We start from the raw sequence: 17145 nt of genomic DNA on the forward strand, positions 1-17145 counted from the left end.
GGCGCACCATGGCTCACGCCCCTCAAATCAGAATCCCCGCCACCTATATGCGTGGCGGAACCAGTAAAGGCGTGTTCTTCAGCCTGCAGGACCTGCCCGAAGCCGCCCGTGTCCCCGGGCCGGCGCGGGATGCCTTGTTGCTTCGGGTGATCGGCAGCCCCGATCCGTATGAAAAGCAGATCGACGGCATGGGCGGCGCGACGTCCAGTACCAGCAAGACCGTGATCCTGTCCAAGAGCACCCGGGCCGACCATGACGTCGATTACCTGTTCGGCCAGGTGTCCATCGACAAACCGTTCGTGGACTGGAGCGGCAACTGCGGCAACCTGTCGGCGGCGGTGGGGTCGTTCGCCATCGGCAGCGGCCTGGTGGATGCCAGTCGTATCCCGCAGAACGGCGTGGCGGTGGTGCGGATCTGGCAGGCCAACATCGGCAAGACCATCATCGCCCATGTGCCGATCACCGACGGTGCGGTGCAGGAAACCGGCGATTTCGAACTCGATGGCGTCACCTTTCCGGCGGCTGAAGTGCAACTGGAGTTCATGGATCCGGCCGCTGACGAGGAGGGTGGTGGCGGTTCGATGTTCCCCACCGGCAACCTGGTGGACGACCTGGACGTGCCCGGTGTCGGCACGCTCAAGGCGACGTTGATCAACGCCGGGATCCCGACCATCTTCATCAATGCCCGAGACATCGGCTATACCGGCACCGAACTACAGGGCGCCATCAATGGCGATCCCAAGGTGCTGGCGATGTTCGAAACCATCCGCGCCCACGGGGCCTTGCGCATGGGGCTGATCAAGCACCTTGACGAAGCCGTCCAGCGCCAGCACACGCCGAAAGTGGCGTTTGTCGCACCGCCGGCGGACTATGTGTCTTCCAGCGGTAAAGCCGTAGCGGCAGGTGATATCGACCTGCTGGTGCGGGCGCTGTCCATGGGCAAGTTGCACCACGCCATGATGGGCACGGCGGCGGTTGCCATCGGCACGGCGGCGGCGATTTCCGGCACTCTGGTGAATCAGGCAGCCGGCGGCACCGAGCGCAACGCCGTGCGCTTCGGCCACCCGTCCGGCACCCTGCGCGTCGGTGCCGAGGCCAGCCAGGTCAATGGCGAATGGACCGTGAACAAAGCCATCATGAGCCGCAGTGCGCGAGTGTTGATGGAAGGGGTCGTGCGGGTGCCTGGGGATGTCCTGAGCTGAACTTCTGAACATCCACAATCAAAACCTGTGGGAGCGAGCCTGCTCGCGATAGCGGTGTGTCAGTTGGCGATGATGCTGGATGTGCTGGCCTCATCGCGAGCAGGCTCGCTCCCACCGGGGGCGTGTTTCAGGCGCCGGTCAGTGCGGCGACGACTTGCTTAACATTGTTCTCCAATTCAGCCACCGGGTCGGCCGTATCGGTGCTCAGCACCAGCAACCGGCTGCCGCTTTCGGTGATGGCTGCTTTCAGAGCATCCGAGGGCTGGCGATGGTGCAGCACCAGCGCAACGTCATGGTCTTTTAAGGTGGCGGTCAATTGCTTGAGGGCTTCAGGTGTCCATTCGGCGTCGGGCCGGGCGTCGGTGCTGATCCCCTCCAGATTGAGTCCGCTGATCAAGTAACCGAAATGCTCGCTCAGGCTGACAACGCTCAGGTTGTCGGCCGTGGCGAGTTGTTTTTCGCTGTCGGCGCTGAGCTTGAGCAGGCGTTGCTTGAGCGCTGCCAGATTGATGTCGATCTTGGGTTTTGCGGTCGGGGCCAGGCGCACCAGGTCGGCGGCGATCACGTCGGCCATCCGCCCCAGGTTATGGCTGGCCATCCATGGCTGGCTCGCCAGGCCGTCGGCCATGCCCGGCTGCACGGCGATACCGGGCAGGGCACCGTCCACCGGACGGGCGCCGTCGATTTCGACGATGCGGATATTGCTGCGCCGGGCCATGGGGTACAGCGGATCGTCCGGCCATAGCGAGCGCAGGCCGATCACCGCGTCGGCGTTACTGGCCAGCTTGCTGAGCTCGGGTGCGCCGCGACCGCTGAAGTAAGCGCTCTGGCGGGAGCCGGGCAGGTTGGCGGGCGCGGCTCGCTCCAGGCTGACGTCGGTGCCCTTGAGTAGTGCTTCGCTCAATCCGTAAGTGACCGGCAACGAGGCCAGCAGGTGTATCGGCCGGGGACTGTCGGCGGCGAAGGACGGGGTGGTGAACAGGCCACACAGGGCCACGGCCACGGTCAGTTGTCGCAATGAAGAAATCATTTATCCAAGGTTCCCTTTGAGGCTGGGGACGACGCCGCGAGCGATGGCGGCCAGGGCGAACGCGATGCCGGCCACCAGGATGATCGCGGCACCGGACGGGATTGGCAGGTCGAAAACAATCGGCGCGAGAATCCCGCACAAGGTGCTGGCGGTCGCAATCAGCACCGAACACCAGAAAAAGCCCTTCAACGACTGGCTGAGCAGACGCGCCGCCGCTGCCGGGATCACCAGCAGGGCCCCTACCAGGATCGCGCCGATGACCTTGACCGCCGCCACGGTGATCAAGGTCACCAGCACCACGAACAGATAATCCAGGGACTTGACCGCCACCCCGCGCACCGCGGCCAGTTGCGGGTTGAAACTGGCCAACATGATGCGGTTGTACAGCGGCAACGCCAGCACCATCACCAGTGAGCCGACCACCGCCAGTACCAGCAGGTCGTTGCCGTTGACGGTCAGCACCGAGCCGAACAGCACGTTTTCCAGGATATGCACATTGATCTTGCCCGCCAGGATCAGCAGGAGGCTGGCGCCCAGGGCCAGGGACACTGAAAGGAACACGCCGATCAAGGTGTCAGGTGCCAGGCCGGTGCGGTTGCGCAGGTAATTGAGCAGGATGCCGAACAGCAGGCAATAGCCGAACAGACTGCCGTAAGGGCCGGTATAGGGTTCGCCCAGCAGAATACCGATTGCCACGCCGGTCAACGCAGCATGGCCCACGGCCTCGGAGAAAAACGCGAAGCGCTTGACCACCACCAGTGTACCGAGGCCGCCCAGCACCGGACCGATCAATAGCCCGGCGAGCAACGCATTGACCACGAAACCGTAGGCCAGCGCCTCGGGCAGGTAGCCGGACGAGGCCCAGCCCTGGACCGTCAGACGAAAGGCTTCGTAACTCATCAGGCGGCGCTCCCGTGTGTCCGTGGATGGGTGGAAAACAGCGATAGCAAGCGTTCAGGGGAGAGTGCCTGGCGTGGCGGGCCGTCGAACAGCACCCGGCGATTCAACCCGGTGACACGATCCGCCAGGCGGCCGACGGCTTCCAGGTCGTGTTCGATCCATAGCACGGTGATGCCCGCCTGGCGCCAGTCCAGCAGCAACCGCTCGAAAACCTGGATACCGGCCTCGTCCAGCGCCGACATGGGTTCGTCGAGCACGAGCAGTTGCGGTGCGGGAATAAGCCCCTGGGCCAATAAGACCCGCTGGCGCTCCCCACCGGAGAGCGCGCCCATGCGGCGCTTGCGTTTGTCCTGCATGCCGACTCGTTCCAGTGCCTGGCCGATGGCGTCGGAATAATGCTTGCTCAAGCCGAGAAAAGCGGGCTTGCGTTGACACATCGCCGCCATGAAGTCGTCCACCGTCATGGGCAGGCCACGATCGAACTCCAGCGCCTGGGGCACGTAGCCGATGACGCCGGGTTCGCCTGGCCATTGCAGACTCAGGCGTCCCTGATGGGGCATCTGCCCCAGCAACGTCTTGATCAACGAACTCTTTCCTCCGCCGTTGGGGCCGACCAGGGCGTGGACGCTGCCGGCCTGCACCTGAAAAGCCACAGTGTCGAGAATGTTCGTGCGGCCCAGGTTCAGGCTGACGTCGGCGAATTCGATTTGGGGACCGATGTGTTTCAGGGGGAGTGTTTCCTGGACGGTCATGCGCCGGACTCCTGGATTGCCCGCACCACCGTGTCGAGATTGCCCGCCATTTCCTTCTCATACTTCCCGGCGCTGTAGTCTCCGTAGGAAATGTGTGAGAGCGGGTACAGCTTGACGCCCGATTCACGCTGGATGGTTTCAACGTAGGTCGATGGGAAATCCATCTCCGAGAAGATCACCTTCACGTCCAGTTCCCGCAGTTGATCGATGGTTTTCTTCAACTGACTGGGACTCGGTTCGATGCCGTGGGCCGGCTCTACCACGGCGGTTACCTCCAGACCGAACTCACGCAGCAGGTAATCGTAGGCGGCATGGACCGTGGCGACCCGCAGTTCAGCGTTGGGCGCCTGGGTCAGCTTCGCCAGGGCGGCGGCGCGCATCTGCCGCAGACGCTTGCCGTACGCACGGGCGTTCTGGGTGTAGGCCTGGGCGTTGGCAGGGTCGAGCTTGCCCAACTCCCGGGCAATGTTGTTGACCTGGGCGATAGAGGCACTGATGGACAGGAACGTGTGGGGATTGACTACTTTGCCCGCGCCGCGGGCGGCGGTACCGGTGGCGGCCAGCAACGGAACGTTCTCGTTGGCCTCGATCACCTTCACGTCCGGGGTTTCGCTGGCGGCGATCATGCGGTCGGCGAAGTCATCATGGCCCACGCCATTGAGCACAACCACATCCAGGCCGCTGATGCGCTTGATGTCCTCGGCGCGTGGTTCATAGGCATGAGGGTTGAAGCCGGCAGGGATCAACGGCACCACGTCGGCCTTGTCACCGACGATATTGGCGACGTAGCTGTAATAAGGATGCAGGGTAATGCCGATGCGCAGGCGCTTGGTCGTTTCGGCGTGCGCAAGAGGGGTCAGCAGGCAGGCCAGCAGACCGGCCAGCAGCAGGCGAAGCAAGGGCCGGCGTTGAGATGCAATGGACATGGGCAAACGGTCTTCTCTCAAAAGGAGGGCAGGGGATCAATGTCGGTGTTGGCGCGTGACGCCGGCGTCGAACTGCGCAACGATCTGTTGCCAGCCGGCGGCGGACAACCCGGCGTCGTCCAGCGTGCCTGGCACCGCGACGTTTTTGTTACGAGTGAGCCAGATGTCTGGCGCAGCGTCGGACGCTTCGCTGATACGCATCAGGAACGAACCGGCAACGGTGGGTTGGGCACTCGCACCGAAGTAGGCACTGTCCTTCACCTGGTGCCAGACATGGCCGCCCCGGCTGACGGAACTGGCGTCCTGGGCAAACGGAGCGAAGCCTTCTTCGGCCAGGGTCTGGGGAGTGGGCAGAGCTTGCTGTTCTTCGCGCAGCAATCGGATCTCGTCCAGCGTCACCCGCAAATCGGCATAGATGCCTTGCTCGGCGGCGCTGAGGTCGCGGCGAGCGTCGAGCTGGTGGGCGGCGAGGTGACTGACGTCTCGTGTTTCCCCGTGCAAGGCCACGACCGAGCCGGCCATCAGGACGATAAACAGACACAGCAGTAACACGTAGAGGGTTTCATGGCCCGCGCCGGCGGGACGGATAATTTGTGTGGTGGGGTTGTTCATGGGGCCTCGATGTCGGCTTGGTCGATTTCCACCACATGGCCGGGGCCGGCGTCGAAGAGTACGTAGAACTCGGTGTCCGGTTTTTTGAAGGTCAGCTTCGAGTCGGCGCCGAGCTTGCCGGGCACCAGGATGGTTTCGTCGTAGCCGATCACGTCCAGGGTCACCCCGGGGGCGCCGCTGCCGTCGGAAAAGCCGCCGGTGCACTGGATCTGCTCGGCATCGATGGCCTTGCATTCGCACATCGGATTGTGAGCCTGGACGCCGGCGCTGAAACCGACGCACAGGAGCAGCGTCAGGCTGCGGATAGAGGTGTTGTGGGTCATGGTTGGGTTCCGTGGGTCTTCAGCCAGGCGATGGTGGCCGGAGAAGCCTGGCTCAGGGGAATGGAGGCCTGGTGCATCGAGCCGTCCCAGCCTTCGAGGGTGAGCCACAGTTCGGCGTCGGGCTGGGTTTTCTGCGGCACCGGCAACCAGGCGCCCATGCGATAGGGCGAGCCGAAGAAAATCACTCCAGCGGCTCGCAGGCTGCGGGGCTTGCCGATGCGCAGGTAGGTGGCCTTGACCTGGCTGATACAACGTTGGCAAAGGGCTGCGTTGAATTGCTTCAGGTGCCCGGCCGGGCCATCGGCCCGCGGGGCTTCGTCGCGAAATTCGGCCAGTCGCACGCTCCACGGCCCGACCTGAATTTCGCCGACCTCCCGTTCGCCAAGCCCGGCGTCGCCGCGAAACAATGCCGCTTCCGAGAAGTACTTGGGCATGAAGCCCAAGGGAATCAGCAGCAACAGCACGTTGAGGTGAAAACGCCACTTTTGCCAGAAGAGGCTCAGGCGTGAAGGTGAGGGTGTCGCCACGGTGGACTGGCTCACAGGTTGCCCTCCGGTGATTCATGGTGGATGGACGGCGGTAGTGACCGGGCGGCTTGAGGCACCCGCGGGGCCTTATGGCTGCGCTTGAAGGCGTTGGCAGTGGCCAGGGCCGTGCGTTTGGTCCAGATCAGCAGCCCGCTGAGGACCATCATGCTGAGGATCAAACCGAAGAAGAACCAGATGAGTTTGACCCACAAGCCACCGAAATCCCCTGTGTGCAAGGGGCGCATGGATTCGGTGACAAACTCCAGCGCCGTGCGGTCCGACAGCAGTCGCGAGGCGGCCACCTCTGCGGTATAGGGATGGATCGTGGCTGTCTGGTACATCAGCGGGTACCAACCGCGCCCACCGATTTCCAAATGGCTGTAGGCGTTGCCGGGCAGGCTGATGAAGCTCGCTTCCAATCCTGGTATTTGCTGTCGGGCGATGTCAACGGCCCGGTCAAGGCTCAATTGGGGAGGCGGCAGGCCATCGGTCGACAGGGGCACGCTTTCACGGGATACCGCCGGCAGTACCGGGGCGCTGGAAATGGAAATGTGGTTATCGCCCAACACGGCCTGGATCAGGAACCAGGTGCCGGTAATGGAGATGACCGCGATGAACCAGATCGACCAGATACCGCTGAGGCGGTGAAAATCCCCCCAGAAAATCCGCGCTCCGTGGCGAAAGCGCAAGGTCGGATGGAAGAAGCCTTTCCAGAAGCGCTTGTAGACCACCAATCCGGTCACCAGCGAAGCCAGCAAAGGCAGCCCCAGGAACGAGACCAGATACCAGCCCCAACTGTAACCGTTGGTGAACGGCACCAGCCACCATCCATGCAGGGCGCGGGTGAACGCCCTGAAGTTGAACACTGGCGCCGAGCCCTGGACGATGCCGGTATAGGGGTTGACATAGACCGTGTCGGGACGCCCATCGGGATACGTCACCTTGACCTCCAGGGCGAAATGCGACTCGTCCGGACGGGCAATGCTGAGCACCTGCGTCTGTGGCTGGGCTTGCCTGATGGCGGCAACGACCTGGTCGTAGCTGAGCCGTTGAGCATCGTCGGAGGGTTTGCTGGCGCGCATATCGGGGTTCACCAGCCAGACGATTTCCTGGCTGACCACCGCCAATGTGCCGGTGACGCAGACGATGAGCACGAAAAACCAGATGGGCAATGCCAACCAGCTATGGACCAGGAACCAGAGTTTGGAACGGGACTTCTTCGACATGATTGAACGTCTTGATTCGATGAAAGGCTCCGTATTACGGGCTTCGCAATACCAGAAACCATGAAAAGCAGCCCGTGGCTTTTGCCGACGCGGCCTGCTGCATCTAATTAAGACGAACGAACACGGGAAATCCCGAAGAGAAAGATGAAAGAAAATGTTTCGTATTTATAGCGTGGGCGAAATCCTGTGGGAGCCAAGCCTGCTCGCGATGACCGGTTCACATCCAACATCCCCGGTTCAGGCAGACTATCGCGAGCAGGGCTCGCTCCCATACCGAATCAGCCTTGCTGGAACATCTCCCTGGCCCGCTGTTCGATCTGCTCCTGGGTCAGGTCCTCCTTGTGAGTCGCCAGAAACCACACATGTCCATAGGGATCCTTCAAGGATCCGGTGCGATCGCCGTAAAACTGATCCTTGACCTCGGAGATGACCGTGCCACCGGCGGCAATCGCCTGGGCAAACATACGGTCCACGTCTTCGACATAGAGGTGCAGGCCCACCGAGGGTGATTGGTCCGGGTTGCGCAGAGGCCCCTCATCGCACGGCGTGCCGAGCATGATCGGACTGCCGCCGATCCGCAGTTCGGCATGACCGATGCCTCCGTCAGGCGTGGTCAGGCGCATGACTTCGGTGGCGTTGAAGGCTTTTTTGTAGAAATCGATGGCTTGTGCCGCTTCCTTGATGCCCAGGTAAGGCGTGATGCTATGGAAACCTTCGGGGATGGCTTTGACGGCCATGACATTTTCTCCTTGTTCTGTCCGGCGAAGAGAGGCTTCGTCGATGTGCGAACAACCACTATAGGACAGCCGCCTGGGACCGACCCATGCCCCGACGAACGTCTTATGTTACGTCCAGCAGATGTGCGCCCGGCCCGCGCTTGCTCAGTGCATCGCCCTGGTTTCGCAGCGGGCACGCTTCCATCGACAGACACCCGCAGCCGATGCAGCCATTGAGCCGGTCACGCAGTGCCATCAATTGGTTGATGCGTTCGTCCAGGTCGCGGCTCCATTGCTCTGACAGGATCTTCCAGTCGGCGGCCGTTGGGGCACGGTCGTCGGGCAGGGCTCCCAACGCCTGACCGATTTCCGCCAGGGGAATGCCGAGGCGCTGGGCAACCTTTATCAACGCCACGCGCCGTAACACTTCTCTGGGATAACGTCTTTGGTTGCCCTGGTTGCGAGTGCTTTTGATCAGTCCCTTGGCTTCATAGAAATGCAAGGCGGTGACTGCCACGCCGCTGCGGGCGGCCACCTGGCCAACGGTGAGCGCTTTGTGAACATCGATCCTGGTCATGACGATTCACTGCTTGACCTTGAGTTAACTGGAGGTTTTACCCTGCACGCCTTTGAATCGCAAGATTCGTCTCACACGTATCGAGGAGTCGTCATGCAATTGCCTGGGAACAATCGCAGCTTTACCCAACTGATCGAATTCGACATCGAACCGCAATGGCAGCAGGCCTTGATCGATGCTCTGTCGGACCAGACCGAGCGCCTGGCCCGGGATCACCAGGGTTTCCTGAGTGCCAGTATCCAGGCCAGCGAGGACGGCAGGCGTGTACTCAATTACCTGCAATGGCGAACCCGAGAAGCGGGCGAAGCGGCGTTTCAGTGTTTTGAAAGGGGCGAACAGGATTTCTGGCAGTTGGTCCAGGTACATCGGGTCCGAACCGTGACGTTCGGTTCGTTCCATGTAGTACGCAATATCGAGCGCAGCCTGGACAACGCGTTGAATTGTCAGCTGGTCGATTAAGCGCAACGGCCGATGCGAAGGGGCAATACCTACTATTGAAAGCGTTGATTTCTGCCGTACGGGACCGACGGGTAGCCTTTGTTCATCACCACAGAACACCGGATACCCATCATGAATCGCATCGTTGCTGTTTTGCTGCTGTCGGTCACCGCCGTACTGAGTGGATGCACCACATCATCGCCTGAGCTGCGTCCCTACACCGCCGAGGAAACCCGCGAACTGGCCCTTGAGGCCCTGAATCGCCGGGGGCTGTCGTTCGATGAATACCATGCGAAAAAAGCCGAACTGCTTGGCCCGTCGCAGAAAAATTCGAGCTTCGACGATCGTGGCGAGATGAGCGCGGAACAGACCGTACAGAAACTGCCGGGCCGGGCCAGCTGAGAGACTGTACCGCCTGAAGTTTTACCCAACTGTCCATGGGTTTGCAGCGGGACGTGGGGTAGGGTCTTTCCCTGACCACCCGACGGACTCCATGTCATGACCCTTTCGCTTGATTTGCTGCTGGGCTTCGCCCTGTTTGCCCTTGTGACTTCGATCACGCCTGGGCCCAACAACACCATGTTGCTGGCTTCGGGGGTCAATTTCGGGTTCAACCGAACCATCCCGCATATGCTGGGCATCACCTGCGGTTTCTTTTCCCTGGTGCTGGCGGTAGGCCTGGGTCTTGGCGCTATGTTCCAGACATATCCGCTGCTCTACACGATATTGCGCTATACCGGCGCGGCATACCTGCTGTACCTGGCGTGGAAGATTGCCCACTCCGGTCCGGTCTCGGACAGCCGGGCAGGGAATCACGCACCGATCAGCTATTGGGGCGCGGCGGCATTCCAATGGGTCAACCCGAAGGCCTGGATCATGGCCATCGGAGCCATCAGCACCTATACACCGATCCAGGGCTACTTTTTCAATGTCGTGGTAATCGCCGCCGTGTTTGCCCTGATCAACCTGCCCAGTGTGAGCGTGTGGGTGATCTGCGGCAGCCTGTTGCGCAACCTGTTGCGTGATCGTCGCTGGCTGCGCCTGTTCAACTGGGGCATGGCACTGTTGCTGGTTGCCTCGCTGTACCCGTTGTTGCTCGAAAGCATCGGTTGAGGGCTGAGCTTGAGCCGGATGCCTGCTAAGCTCGCTGTTCAGGAGCGTTCCTACGCACTTTTAAACGAAGTCTCACTTCTTTAAGGTCTTCGATCGGGTATAGCTAGTCTTGAACCCAACGAGGGCGCCCGGTCCCGGAACAGGCTCTGCGAGTTTCCCATGAATAAACGTCCTTTATATTTCGATTATGCCGCCACCACACCGGTGGACGAACGAGTCATCCAGGTCATGGTTGAATGCCTGGGCTTCGACGGTAACTTCGGCAACCCGGCTTCCAGCTCCCATGCTTTCGGCCAGCACGCCCGCCGCTCGGTGGAGCATGCGCGCCGGCAGGTGGCGCAATTGGTCGGGGCGCAGTCGGAGCAGATCATATGGACTTCCGGCGCCACCGAGTCCAACAACCTGGCCCTCAAGGGCGTGGCCCAGGCGCGCGGTGCGTCCCCGGGACATGTCATCACCAGTCTGATCGAGCATAAGGCGGTGCTCGATACAGTCCGACAGCTTGAAGAAAGCGGCGTCGCGGTGACCCGGCTGGCGCCGGACGCCGATGGTCTGATCGATCCGCAAGCGGTGCGCGAGGCATTGCGCGAAGACACATTCCTGGTGTCGCTGATGCTGGTGAACAATGAGCTGGGCACACTCACTGACGTCGCCGCCATCGGTGAGGTCGTGCGTGGGCACGGCGCACTGTTTCATGTGGATGCGGCCCAGGGAGCCGGCAAGGTAAGAATCGACCTTGACCGGTGGCCGGTGGACCTGATGTCGTTTTCTGCTCACAAGATCTATGGTCCCAAAGGGATCGGTGCGCTCTACGTCGGCGAGCGCGCCCGGCCGCGTCTGGCGGCGCAGATCCATGGCGGTGGACACGAGGGCGGCCTTCGTTCCGGCACGCTTGCCACCCACCAGATCGCTGCCATGGGGGCTGCCTTCGAACTGGCGGCTCAGGCAATCGACGATGAGCTCGACAAAATCGCTCGATTGCGCAATCGTTTGCTCGAACCGCTGCTTGCCCTTCCTGGCGTGCGGGTCAACGGCAGCGCGACCCAGCGTATTCCGCACACGCTGAGCCTGACTTTTTACGAAGGTGAATTCAACCCGGTTGCGTTGGGCACTTCGCTTGCATTTTCCGCCACGTCTGCCTGCAATTCGGCGAACAACACGCCATCCCACGTGCTGCTGGCCCTGGGGCACGATGCGCGTGCGGCCGGGCGGACCATTCGCTTGAGTCTGGGACGCTTCACCCGTGAGCAGGACATCGACGAAGCCGTGCAGTTGATCGAGGCAGCCTGTGCCGCCGCGCCTGCATTCTGGGCCACCACCTCATAAGCCGGACGTCCGGCACCGAACAATAATGATGAACAGGAGAAACGATGAGTACCGAGCCTTTGACCCATGGACTGGTTCCCCAACGCCTGGCCCGAATCCGTGAATTGATGAGCCGCGAGGGCATCCATGCGTTGCTGGTGCCGTCGGCCGATCCGCATCTGTCGGAATACCTGCCCGGCTATTGGCAAGGTCGGCAATGGCTGTCGGGGTTCCACGGTTCGGTCGGCACCTTGATCGTGACGGGGGATTTCGCCGGGGTCTGGGCCGACAGTCGTTACTGGGAACAGGCTACTCATGAGCTGGAGGGCAGTGGGATCGAACTGGTCAAGCTCATTCCAGGCCAGCCCGGTCCCTTGGACTGGCTTGCGGAGCAGACCCCTGAAGGAGCAGTGGTTGCGGTCGATGGTGCGGTCATGGCCGTGGCGTCGGCTCGAACGCTGGGCAGTAAACTTCAAGAACGTGGTGCACGGCTGCGTACTGACATCGACCTGCTCGACGAAGTCTGGACCGACCGTCCATCCCTGCCCAGTCAACCGGTCTACGCGCATCTGCCGCCTCAGGCGACCGTCAGCCGGATCGAGAAACTCGCCAGATTGCGTGAATCCCTCAAGGAGCGTGGTGCCGACTGGCATTTCATCGCCACCCTGGACGATATCGCCTGGCTGTTCAACCTGCGTGGCGCCGATGTGTCGTTCAACCCCGTGTTCGTCTCCTTTGCCTTGATCAGCCAGCAGCAGGCGACCTTGTTCGTGGCACTGGACAAGGTTGACGGTGCATTGCGCGCGACACTCGAACAAGAGGGTATCTCCCTGCGGGACTACAGCGAGGCGGGCAGCGCGCTACGGGAGGTTCCAGGCGGCGCGAGCCTGCTGGTCGATCCGGCCCGCGTCACGGTCGGCTTACTGGACAATCTGCACAATGACGTGAAACTGGTGGAAGGGCTCAACCCCACGACGCTGGCCAAGTCTCGCAAGAGCCCGGCCGACGCCGAGCACATCCGTCGGGCCATGGAACAGGATGGTGCGGCGCTCTGTGAATTTTTCGCCTGGCTGGAAGGTGCCTGGGGCCGTGAACGCATCACCGAACTGACCATCGATGAACACCTGACGGCGGCACGCAAACGGCGTCCGGATTTCGTTTCCCTGAGTTTCAATACCATCGCCGCGTTCAACGCCAATGGCGCAATGCCGCACTATCACGCCACGGAAGAAGCCCATGCGGTCATCGAAGGCGATGGCTTATTGTTGATCGATTCAGGTGGCCAATACCTTGGCGGCACCACCGATATCACTCGCATGGTACCGGTCGGAACGCCCAACGCTGAGCAGAAACGTGACTGCACCCGCGTGCTCAAGGGGGTCATTGCGTTGTCCAGGGCCCGATTCCCTCGGGGCATTCTATCGCCGCTGCTGGACGCCATCGCACGGGCACCGATCTGGGCGGAGCAAGTGGATTACGGGCACGGTACCGGTCACGGTGTCGGTTATTTCCTGAACGTCCATGAAGGTCCGCAGGTCATTGCCTACCAGGCGGCTCCCACGCCGCAAACAGCCATGCAGCCGGGCATGATCACGTCGATCGAACCGGGAACCTATCGTCCGGGACGCTGGGGTGTTCGTATCGAGAACCTGGCATTGAATCGTGAAGCAGGCAGCAGCGAGTTCGGCGAATTCCTTGAATTCGAAACCTTGACCTTGTGCCCGATAGACACGCGCTGCCTGGAGCCATCGTTGCTGACCCAGGATGAAAAGGGGTGGCTCAATGCCTATCATGCCGAGGTTCAGCGTCGCCTGAGCCCGTTGCTGGAAGGTGATGCGCTGCAATGGTTGAACACACGAACGATGGCGATCTGACGTCCGGGTCAGCTGAGGGCTTCACGGACGAAGTCCAACCGATCCTGGCCAAAGAACAACTCGTCTCCGACGAACATGCTGGGGGCGCCGAAAACGCCCCTTGCGATGGCCTCTTCAGTGGTTGTCTTGAGGGCTTCCTTGATTGGCTCGTCTGCGGTCAACGCCAGCACATATCGAGGGTCGAAACCGTTCTCATCCAGGACGGCTGCCACAGTCGCCGGATCGCTGAGGTTGCGGGCGTCGACCCATAGGGCGCGAAACAGGCAATCGATGAACGCTTCGAACCGTTCTGGATGACGCAGTTGCATGCCGGTTATGGCTCGCATCAATGAAAGCGTGTTGATCGGGAAGTACGGATTGAGCCTGAATTCGACGCCGTAACGCTTGGCGAAGCGATCCAGGTCCTTGGCCATGTGGGCGCCTTTGGCTGGCACGGTTACCGGTGATGCGTTGCCTGTCGCCTTGAAAACACCTCCCAGCAGCATAGGGCGATAGATCAGTACGCTGTCGGCGTCCGCACAGAGCGTGGAAAGCTGGGTGTAGGCCAGATAAGTCGCCGGGCTGCCAATATCGAAGAAGAACTCCACCGATTTGCTCATGGTAACTGCTCTCTTGTTGTTATCGAGGGATGGCTTTACCAGCGTTCATTCCAGGGACGCAGGTCCAACTCGAAGGTCCAGGCATCGCGCGGTTGTGTGTGCAGGTACCAGTAGTTCTCGGCGATGTGTTCAGGGTCGAGGATGCCGTCTTGATCCTTGGTTGCATACTTTTGCGGGAAGTTATCGCGGATGAAGTCGGTGTCGATGGCGCCGTCCACCACCACATGAGCTACATGGATGTTCATGGGGCCCAACTCACGGGCCATGCTCTGGGCCAGCGCGCGGATGCCGTGTTTGGCACCTGCGAAGGCAGCGAACCCCGAGGCTCCCCGTAGACCCGCTGTCGCTCCGGTGAACAGAATGGTTCCTCGCTGGCGCTTGACCATGCGTTTGGCCACCTCCCGGGCATTGAGGAAACCGGAGAAACAAGCCATCTCCCAGATCTTGAAATATTTACGGGCGGTTTCTTCAAGAATGCTGCAGGGCACGTTGGCGCCGATGTTGAATACGAACGCTTCGATGGGGCCGATCTGGCTTTCGATCTGTTCTACCAGGGCGATCACATCGTCTTCCTTGCGCGCATCACAGGCAAAGCCGTGGGCTTCGCCGCCCTGGTCGCGTATCGCCTCGACCAATGGTGCGAGCTTGTCGACGCTACGGCGGGTGACGCAGGCTACAAATCCCTGCTTCGCGAAACGCCTGGCAATCGCGCCACCCGTGGCATCTCCCGCGCCAACAACCAGTACGACCTTCTTGTTATCCATGATCAGCCTCATTGGTAAACGATCGTTAGCTGAACGGACGTTATGCTAAGGTCGGGTAGGCGTCAAGGTGAGCGATCAGGAGCAGGATGTATGCGTTATTCAGCCAGTCACAAAATGGAAACCCGCGAAAAACTGTTGGCCAGCAGTGCCGTCTCCGCCAAGAAATCCGGATTTTCAACGGTGGGCGTCGATGGGCTGATGAAAGCGATCGGGTTGAGCGGCGGGGCGTTCTACAGTCATTTTTCTTCAAAGGATGAACTTTTCAAAGTCATCGTCGAGAGGGAGTTGACCCAGAGTCTGGAGCGCCTGAGCGGTGATCATGTCCTGGATTCGGCCAGATTGGAGCGTTGTCTCCAGCAGTACCTGAGCATGGAACATGTCCAGCAACCTGAAATCGGGTGCGTGCTGCCGGTGCTTGGCGCTGAGATCGCTCGTTCGGATGTACAGGTGCGAGAGACGGCGCAAACGTGGATCTGCCGTTTGCATGAGGGCTGGGCGCAGATACTGGGAAGTGAGAGTCTGGCCTGGGCGATTCTGTCGCAATGCGTTGGCGCACTGGTCGTGGCCCGCATGTTGGTCGCGCCGGAGATCCAGCGTAACGTCCTTCAATCCAGCCGGGAGGAGATAAGCCGTCGAATGGCAGAGCAACGGATCGATTGAAAACCGCTGTCTATTTGCAGATGACGATCATGCTGCGGCTGGTATAGCCGGCAGGGTTGAGACCGAAAGGATAGTCCCCCGGCTCTTCGACCGCATCGCCTGACTTGGCGATGATTTTGTAATTCTTGGGGGCGCATGAGTTTGCGGCGCTGGCGAAGCACTGCTCCCAGGACGAGGACAGACCGGAGCAGTTGATGTGCAAGCCTTTTTTGCCGCGTTTGACTTCACTCTTGGTGGTCGCCGCGCATCCTGCAACTGCAAGTATGGCGATCAATATCAAAATTCGTTTCATTCCCGTCCTTATGCCGTCGTGCATCTGCTGTCCACGTACGGCTGTGTTCGCTTGCGCTTGAAGCGTTCATGACGTCCTGTATGAAAAAATCCATGACTGACATTGGGTTACATGCCTAAACATGGCCTAAATGCGCGGCAAATACCAGACTTTCATGAAATGCTGCTTCAATCCGCCGCGACGACGGGCTTAACCGTGTTGTTCATGGTCAGCGTTGCGCCGACCGATGCGAGAATAATGCAGGCAATGGCGGCCCATTGAGGGAACGACAGATACTCCTGGAGAAATATGAATCCCGACAGGGCCGCCACAGCGGGCTCGATGCTCATCAACGTGCCAAAAGTGCGAGCTGGCAGACGAGTCAGGGCAATCATTTCGAGGGTGTAGGGCAGGGCCGTGGACAGAATGGCAACGCCAATGGCGACCGGAATCAGGCTTGGTGTCAACAGTGCGGTCCCTGCATGGATGATGCCGAAGGGGGCTATGAACAGTGCGGCGATCACTACGCCCAATGCGGCTGTCTGTACGCCGTGGTCCGCTCCGGCCTTTTGACCGAACAGGATATAAAGTGCCCAGCAGACACCTGCCCCCAACGCATAACCGGCCCCGACCAGGTCGATACCCGTGCTGGTGGCTCCGGTGGGTATCAGCAGGAACAGGCCAAGCACTGCCAAGGCAATCCAGAGAAAGTCGATTGCCCGTCGTGAGGTATAGATCGCCACCGCCAGGGGGCCGGTAAATTCCAATGCCACGGCGATGCCCAGGGGAGTCGTGCGGACCGACATATAAAAGAGAAAATTCATGCCGCCCAGTGCCATCCCATAAACGACCACGGTACGCAGGGATTGGGCCGTGAGCTTGGCGCGCCACGGGCGTAACAGCAATAGCATGATGATGCTGGCAAAAATAAGCCGAAGGGTCGTAGTGCCTTGGGCGCCTATTACCGGAAACATGCTTTTTGCGAGAGAGGCGCCGGACTGGATTGATGCCATGGCGATAAGTAGCAGTGCAACCGGGTAGACGATGGATGCCAGGCTGCGATGTGGGGAAGTCATTGAAAAGCGTCGTCCAGCTAACGTAGGGAATGGGTTGAGCAATATATTGCGCATTTGTTGTTCCCACGTCTATATACACAGCGGTTTTGTCCAGTGATCGTCGTGAACGGATAGAAAAGTAAAATTAAGGGTTGACGGCAGATTCTGAGTCTCTATAATTCGCCCCACTTCCGGCGCAGTCGAAACGGAAAACTCCTTGATATTCAATGAGTTAAGTAGGTTTCGGCGATGCAGGGCTTCAGGTCATCGAAGCA

Annotated in this window: 21 protein-coding genes; 7 read left to right on the forward strand and 14 right to left on the reverse strand. The window is 60.5% G+C overall.

Annotated features, from left to right (window positions below):
• Positions 1 to 8: 8 nt before the first annotated feature.
• A complete protein-coding gene (prpF, locus tag LCU97_RS19650) occupies positions 9 to 1202 on the forward strand; it encodes a 2-methylaconitate cis-trans isomerase PrpF (protein WP_232777522.1) in 1194 nt (397 codons plus the stop codon).
• 127 nt (positions 1203 to 1329) lie between these two features.
• Here prpF and LCU97_RS19655 read toward each other — a convergent pair whose 3' ends face one another.
• The 10 genes from LCU97_RS19655 to soxR all read right to left on the reverse strand — a co-directional run bounded on the left by LCU97_RS19655 (position 1330) and on the right by soxR (position 8791).
• A complete protein-coding gene (locus LCU97_RS19655) occupies positions 1330 to 2232 on the reverse strand; it encodes a metal ABC transporter solute-binding protein, Zn/Mn family (RefSeq protein WP_232777523.1) in 903 nt (300 codons plus the stop codon).
• Entirely contained in the window at positions 2233 to 3132 is a 900-nt protein-coding gene (locus LCU97_RS19660; RefSeq protein WP_232777524.1) for a metal ABC transporter permease, read from the reverse strand.
• Positions 3132 to 3884, reverse strand: coding sequence for a metal ABC transporter ATP-binding protein (locus LCU97_RS19665; RefSeq protein WP_232777525.1), 753 nt, complete (start codon positions 3882 to 3884; stop codon positions 3132 to 3134). Before LCU97_RS19665 ends, LCU97_RS19660 begins: the two co-directional genes overlap by 1 nt.
• Positions 3881 to 4810 carry a metal ABC transporter solute-binding protein, Zn/Mn family gene (locus LCU97_RS19670; protein ID WP_232777526.1) on the reverse strand — a complete coding sequence of 310 codons (930 nt, stop codon included), beginning with the start codon at positions 4808 to 4810 and terminating at the stop codon, positions 3881 to 3883. The genes LCU97_RS19665 and LCU97_RS19670 overlap by 4 nt, the downstream gene beginning before the upstream one ends.
• Positions 4811 to 4846: 36 nt before the next feature.
• Complete coding sequence (locus LCU97_RS19675) at positions 4847 to 5422, reverse strand: DUF6162 family protein (RefSeq protein WP_232777527.1); 576 nt, start codon at positions 5420 to 5422, stop codon at positions 4847 to 4849.
• On the reverse strand, positions 5419 to 5745 hold the full coding sequence (locus tag LCU97_RS19680) for a hypothetical protein (protein WP_232777528.1): 327 nt from the start codon (positions 5743 to 5745) through the stop codon (positions 5419 to 5421). The genes LCU97_RS19675 and LCU97_RS19680 overlap by 4 nt, the downstream gene beginning before the upstream one ends.
• On the reverse strand, positions 5742 to 6287 hold the full coding sequence (locus tag LCU97_RS19685; protein WP_053150432.1) for a hypothetical protein: 546 nt from the start codon (positions 6285 to 6287) through the stop codon (positions 5742 to 5744). Before LCU97_RS19685 ends, LCU97_RS19680 begins: the two co-directional genes overlap by 4 nt.
• Positions 6284 to 7498: a PepSY-associated TM helix domain-containing protein gene (locus LCU97_RS19690; RefSeq protein WP_053150436.1), complete on the reverse strand. Its 1215-nt coding sequence runs from the start codon at positions 7496 to 7498 to the stop codon at positions 6284 to 6286. The genes LCU97_RS19685 and LCU97_RS19690 overlap by 4 nt, the downstream gene beginning before the upstream one ends.
• 278 nt (positions 7499 to 7776) lie before the next feature.
• On the reverse strand, positions 7777 to 8235 hold the full coding sequence (locus tag LCU97_RS19695; RefSeq protein WP_053150439.1) for a VOC family protein: 459 nt from the start codon (positions 8233 to 8235) through the stop codon (positions 7777 to 7779).
• Positions 8236 to 8338: 103 nt separating this feature from the next.
• Entirely contained in the window at positions 8339 to 8791 is a 453-nt protein-coding gene (gene soxR, locus LCU97_RS19700) for a redox-sensitive transcriptional activator SoxR (RefSeq protein WP_232777529.1), read from the reverse strand.
• 93 nt (positions 8792 to 8884) lie between these two features.
• On the opposite strand from soxR, the gene LCU97_RS19705 reads away from it, so the two are divergent.
• From LCU97_RS19705 to LCU97_RS19725, 5 genes are all read left to right on the forward strand, one after another.
• Positions 8885 to 9250, forward strand: coding sequence for an antibiotic biosynthesis monooxygenase (locus tag LCU97_RS19705; protein ID WP_053150445.1), 366 nt, complete (start codon positions 8885 to 8887; stop codon positions 9248 to 9250).
• A gap of 111 nt (positions 9251 to 9361) precedes the next feature.
• Entirely contained in the window at positions 9362 to 9631 is a 270-nt protein-coding gene (locus tag LCU97_RS19710; protein WP_053150448.1) for a hypothetical protein, read from the forward strand.
• A 96-nt stretch (positions 9632 to 9727) separates the two neighbouring features.
• Positions 9728 to 10342: a LysE family translocator gene (locus tag LCU97_RS19715; RefSeq protein WP_053150452.1), complete on the forward strand. Its 615-nt coding sequence runs from the start codon at positions 9728 to 9730 to the stop codon at positions 10340 to 10342.
• A gap of 159 nt (positions 10343 to 10501) precedes the next feature.
• Positions 10502 to 11668, forward strand: coding sequence for a cysteine desulfurase family protein (locus LCU97_RS19720; protein WP_232777530.1), 1167 nt, complete (start codon positions 10502 to 10504; stop codon positions 11666 to 11668).
• A 44-nt stretch (positions 11669 to 11712) separates the two neighbouring features.
• Entirely contained in the window at positions 11713 to 13521 is a 1809-nt protein-coding gene (locus LCU97_RS19725; RefSeq protein ID WP_232777531.1) for an aminopeptidase P family protein, read from the forward strand.
• Between the two features lie 8 nt (positions 13522 to 13529).
• On the opposite strand, the gene LCU97_RS19730 is transcribed toward LCU97_RS19725, so the two are convergent.
• Positions 13530 to 14120 carry a 2-hydroxychromene-2-carboxylate isomerase gene (locus LCU97_RS19730; protein ID WP_053150502.1) on the reverse strand — a complete coding sequence of 197 codons (591 nt, stop codon included), beginning with the start codon at positions 14118 to 14120 and terminating at the stop codon, positions 13530 to 13532.
• 35 nt (positions 14121 to 14155) lie between these two features.
• Positions 14156 to 14884 (reverse strand): SDR family oxidoreductase, encoded by a 729-nt coding sequence (locus LCU97_RS19735; RefSeq protein WP_053150462.1) that lies wholly within the window; start codon positions 14882 to 14884, stop codon positions 14156 to 14158.
• A 90-nt stretch (positions 14885 to 14974) separates the two neighbouring features.
• On the opposite strand from LCU97_RS19735, the gene LCU97_RS19740 reads away from it, so the two are divergent.
• Complete coding sequence (locus tag LCU97_RS19740) at positions 14975 to 15544, forward strand: TetR/AcrR family transcriptional regulator (protein ID WP_232777532.1); 570 nt, start codon at positions 14975 to 14977, stop codon at positions 15542 to 15544.
• Between the two features lie 10 nt (positions 15545 to 15554).
• Here LCU97_RS19740 and LCU97_RS19745 read toward each other — a convergent pair whose 3' ends face one another.
• Positions 15555 to 15836: a hypothetical protein gene (locus tag LCU97_RS19745; RefSeq protein WP_053150469.1), complete on the reverse strand. Its 282-nt coding sequence runs from the start codon at positions 15834 to 15836 to the stop codon at positions 15555 to 15557.
• Positions 15837 to 16003: 167 nt separating this feature from the next.
• The gene (gene rhtA / locus LCU97_RS19750) at positions 16004 to 16891 is read right to left on the reverse strand and encodes a threonine/homoserine exporter RhtA (protein WP_232777536.1); all 888 of its coding nucleotides are present in this window, start codon (positions 16889 to 16891) and stop codon (positions 16004 to 16006) included.
• Between the last annotated feature and the right edge of the window lie 254 nt (positions 16892 to 17145).

Origin of the sequence: Pseudomonas uvaldensis, from assembly GCF_021271205.1 — a bacterium.
In the GTDB taxonomy this organism is placed as follows: Bacteria; Pseudomonadota; Gammaproteobacteria; order Pseudomonadales; family Pseudomonadaceae; genus Aquipseudomonas; species Aquipseudomonas uvaldensis.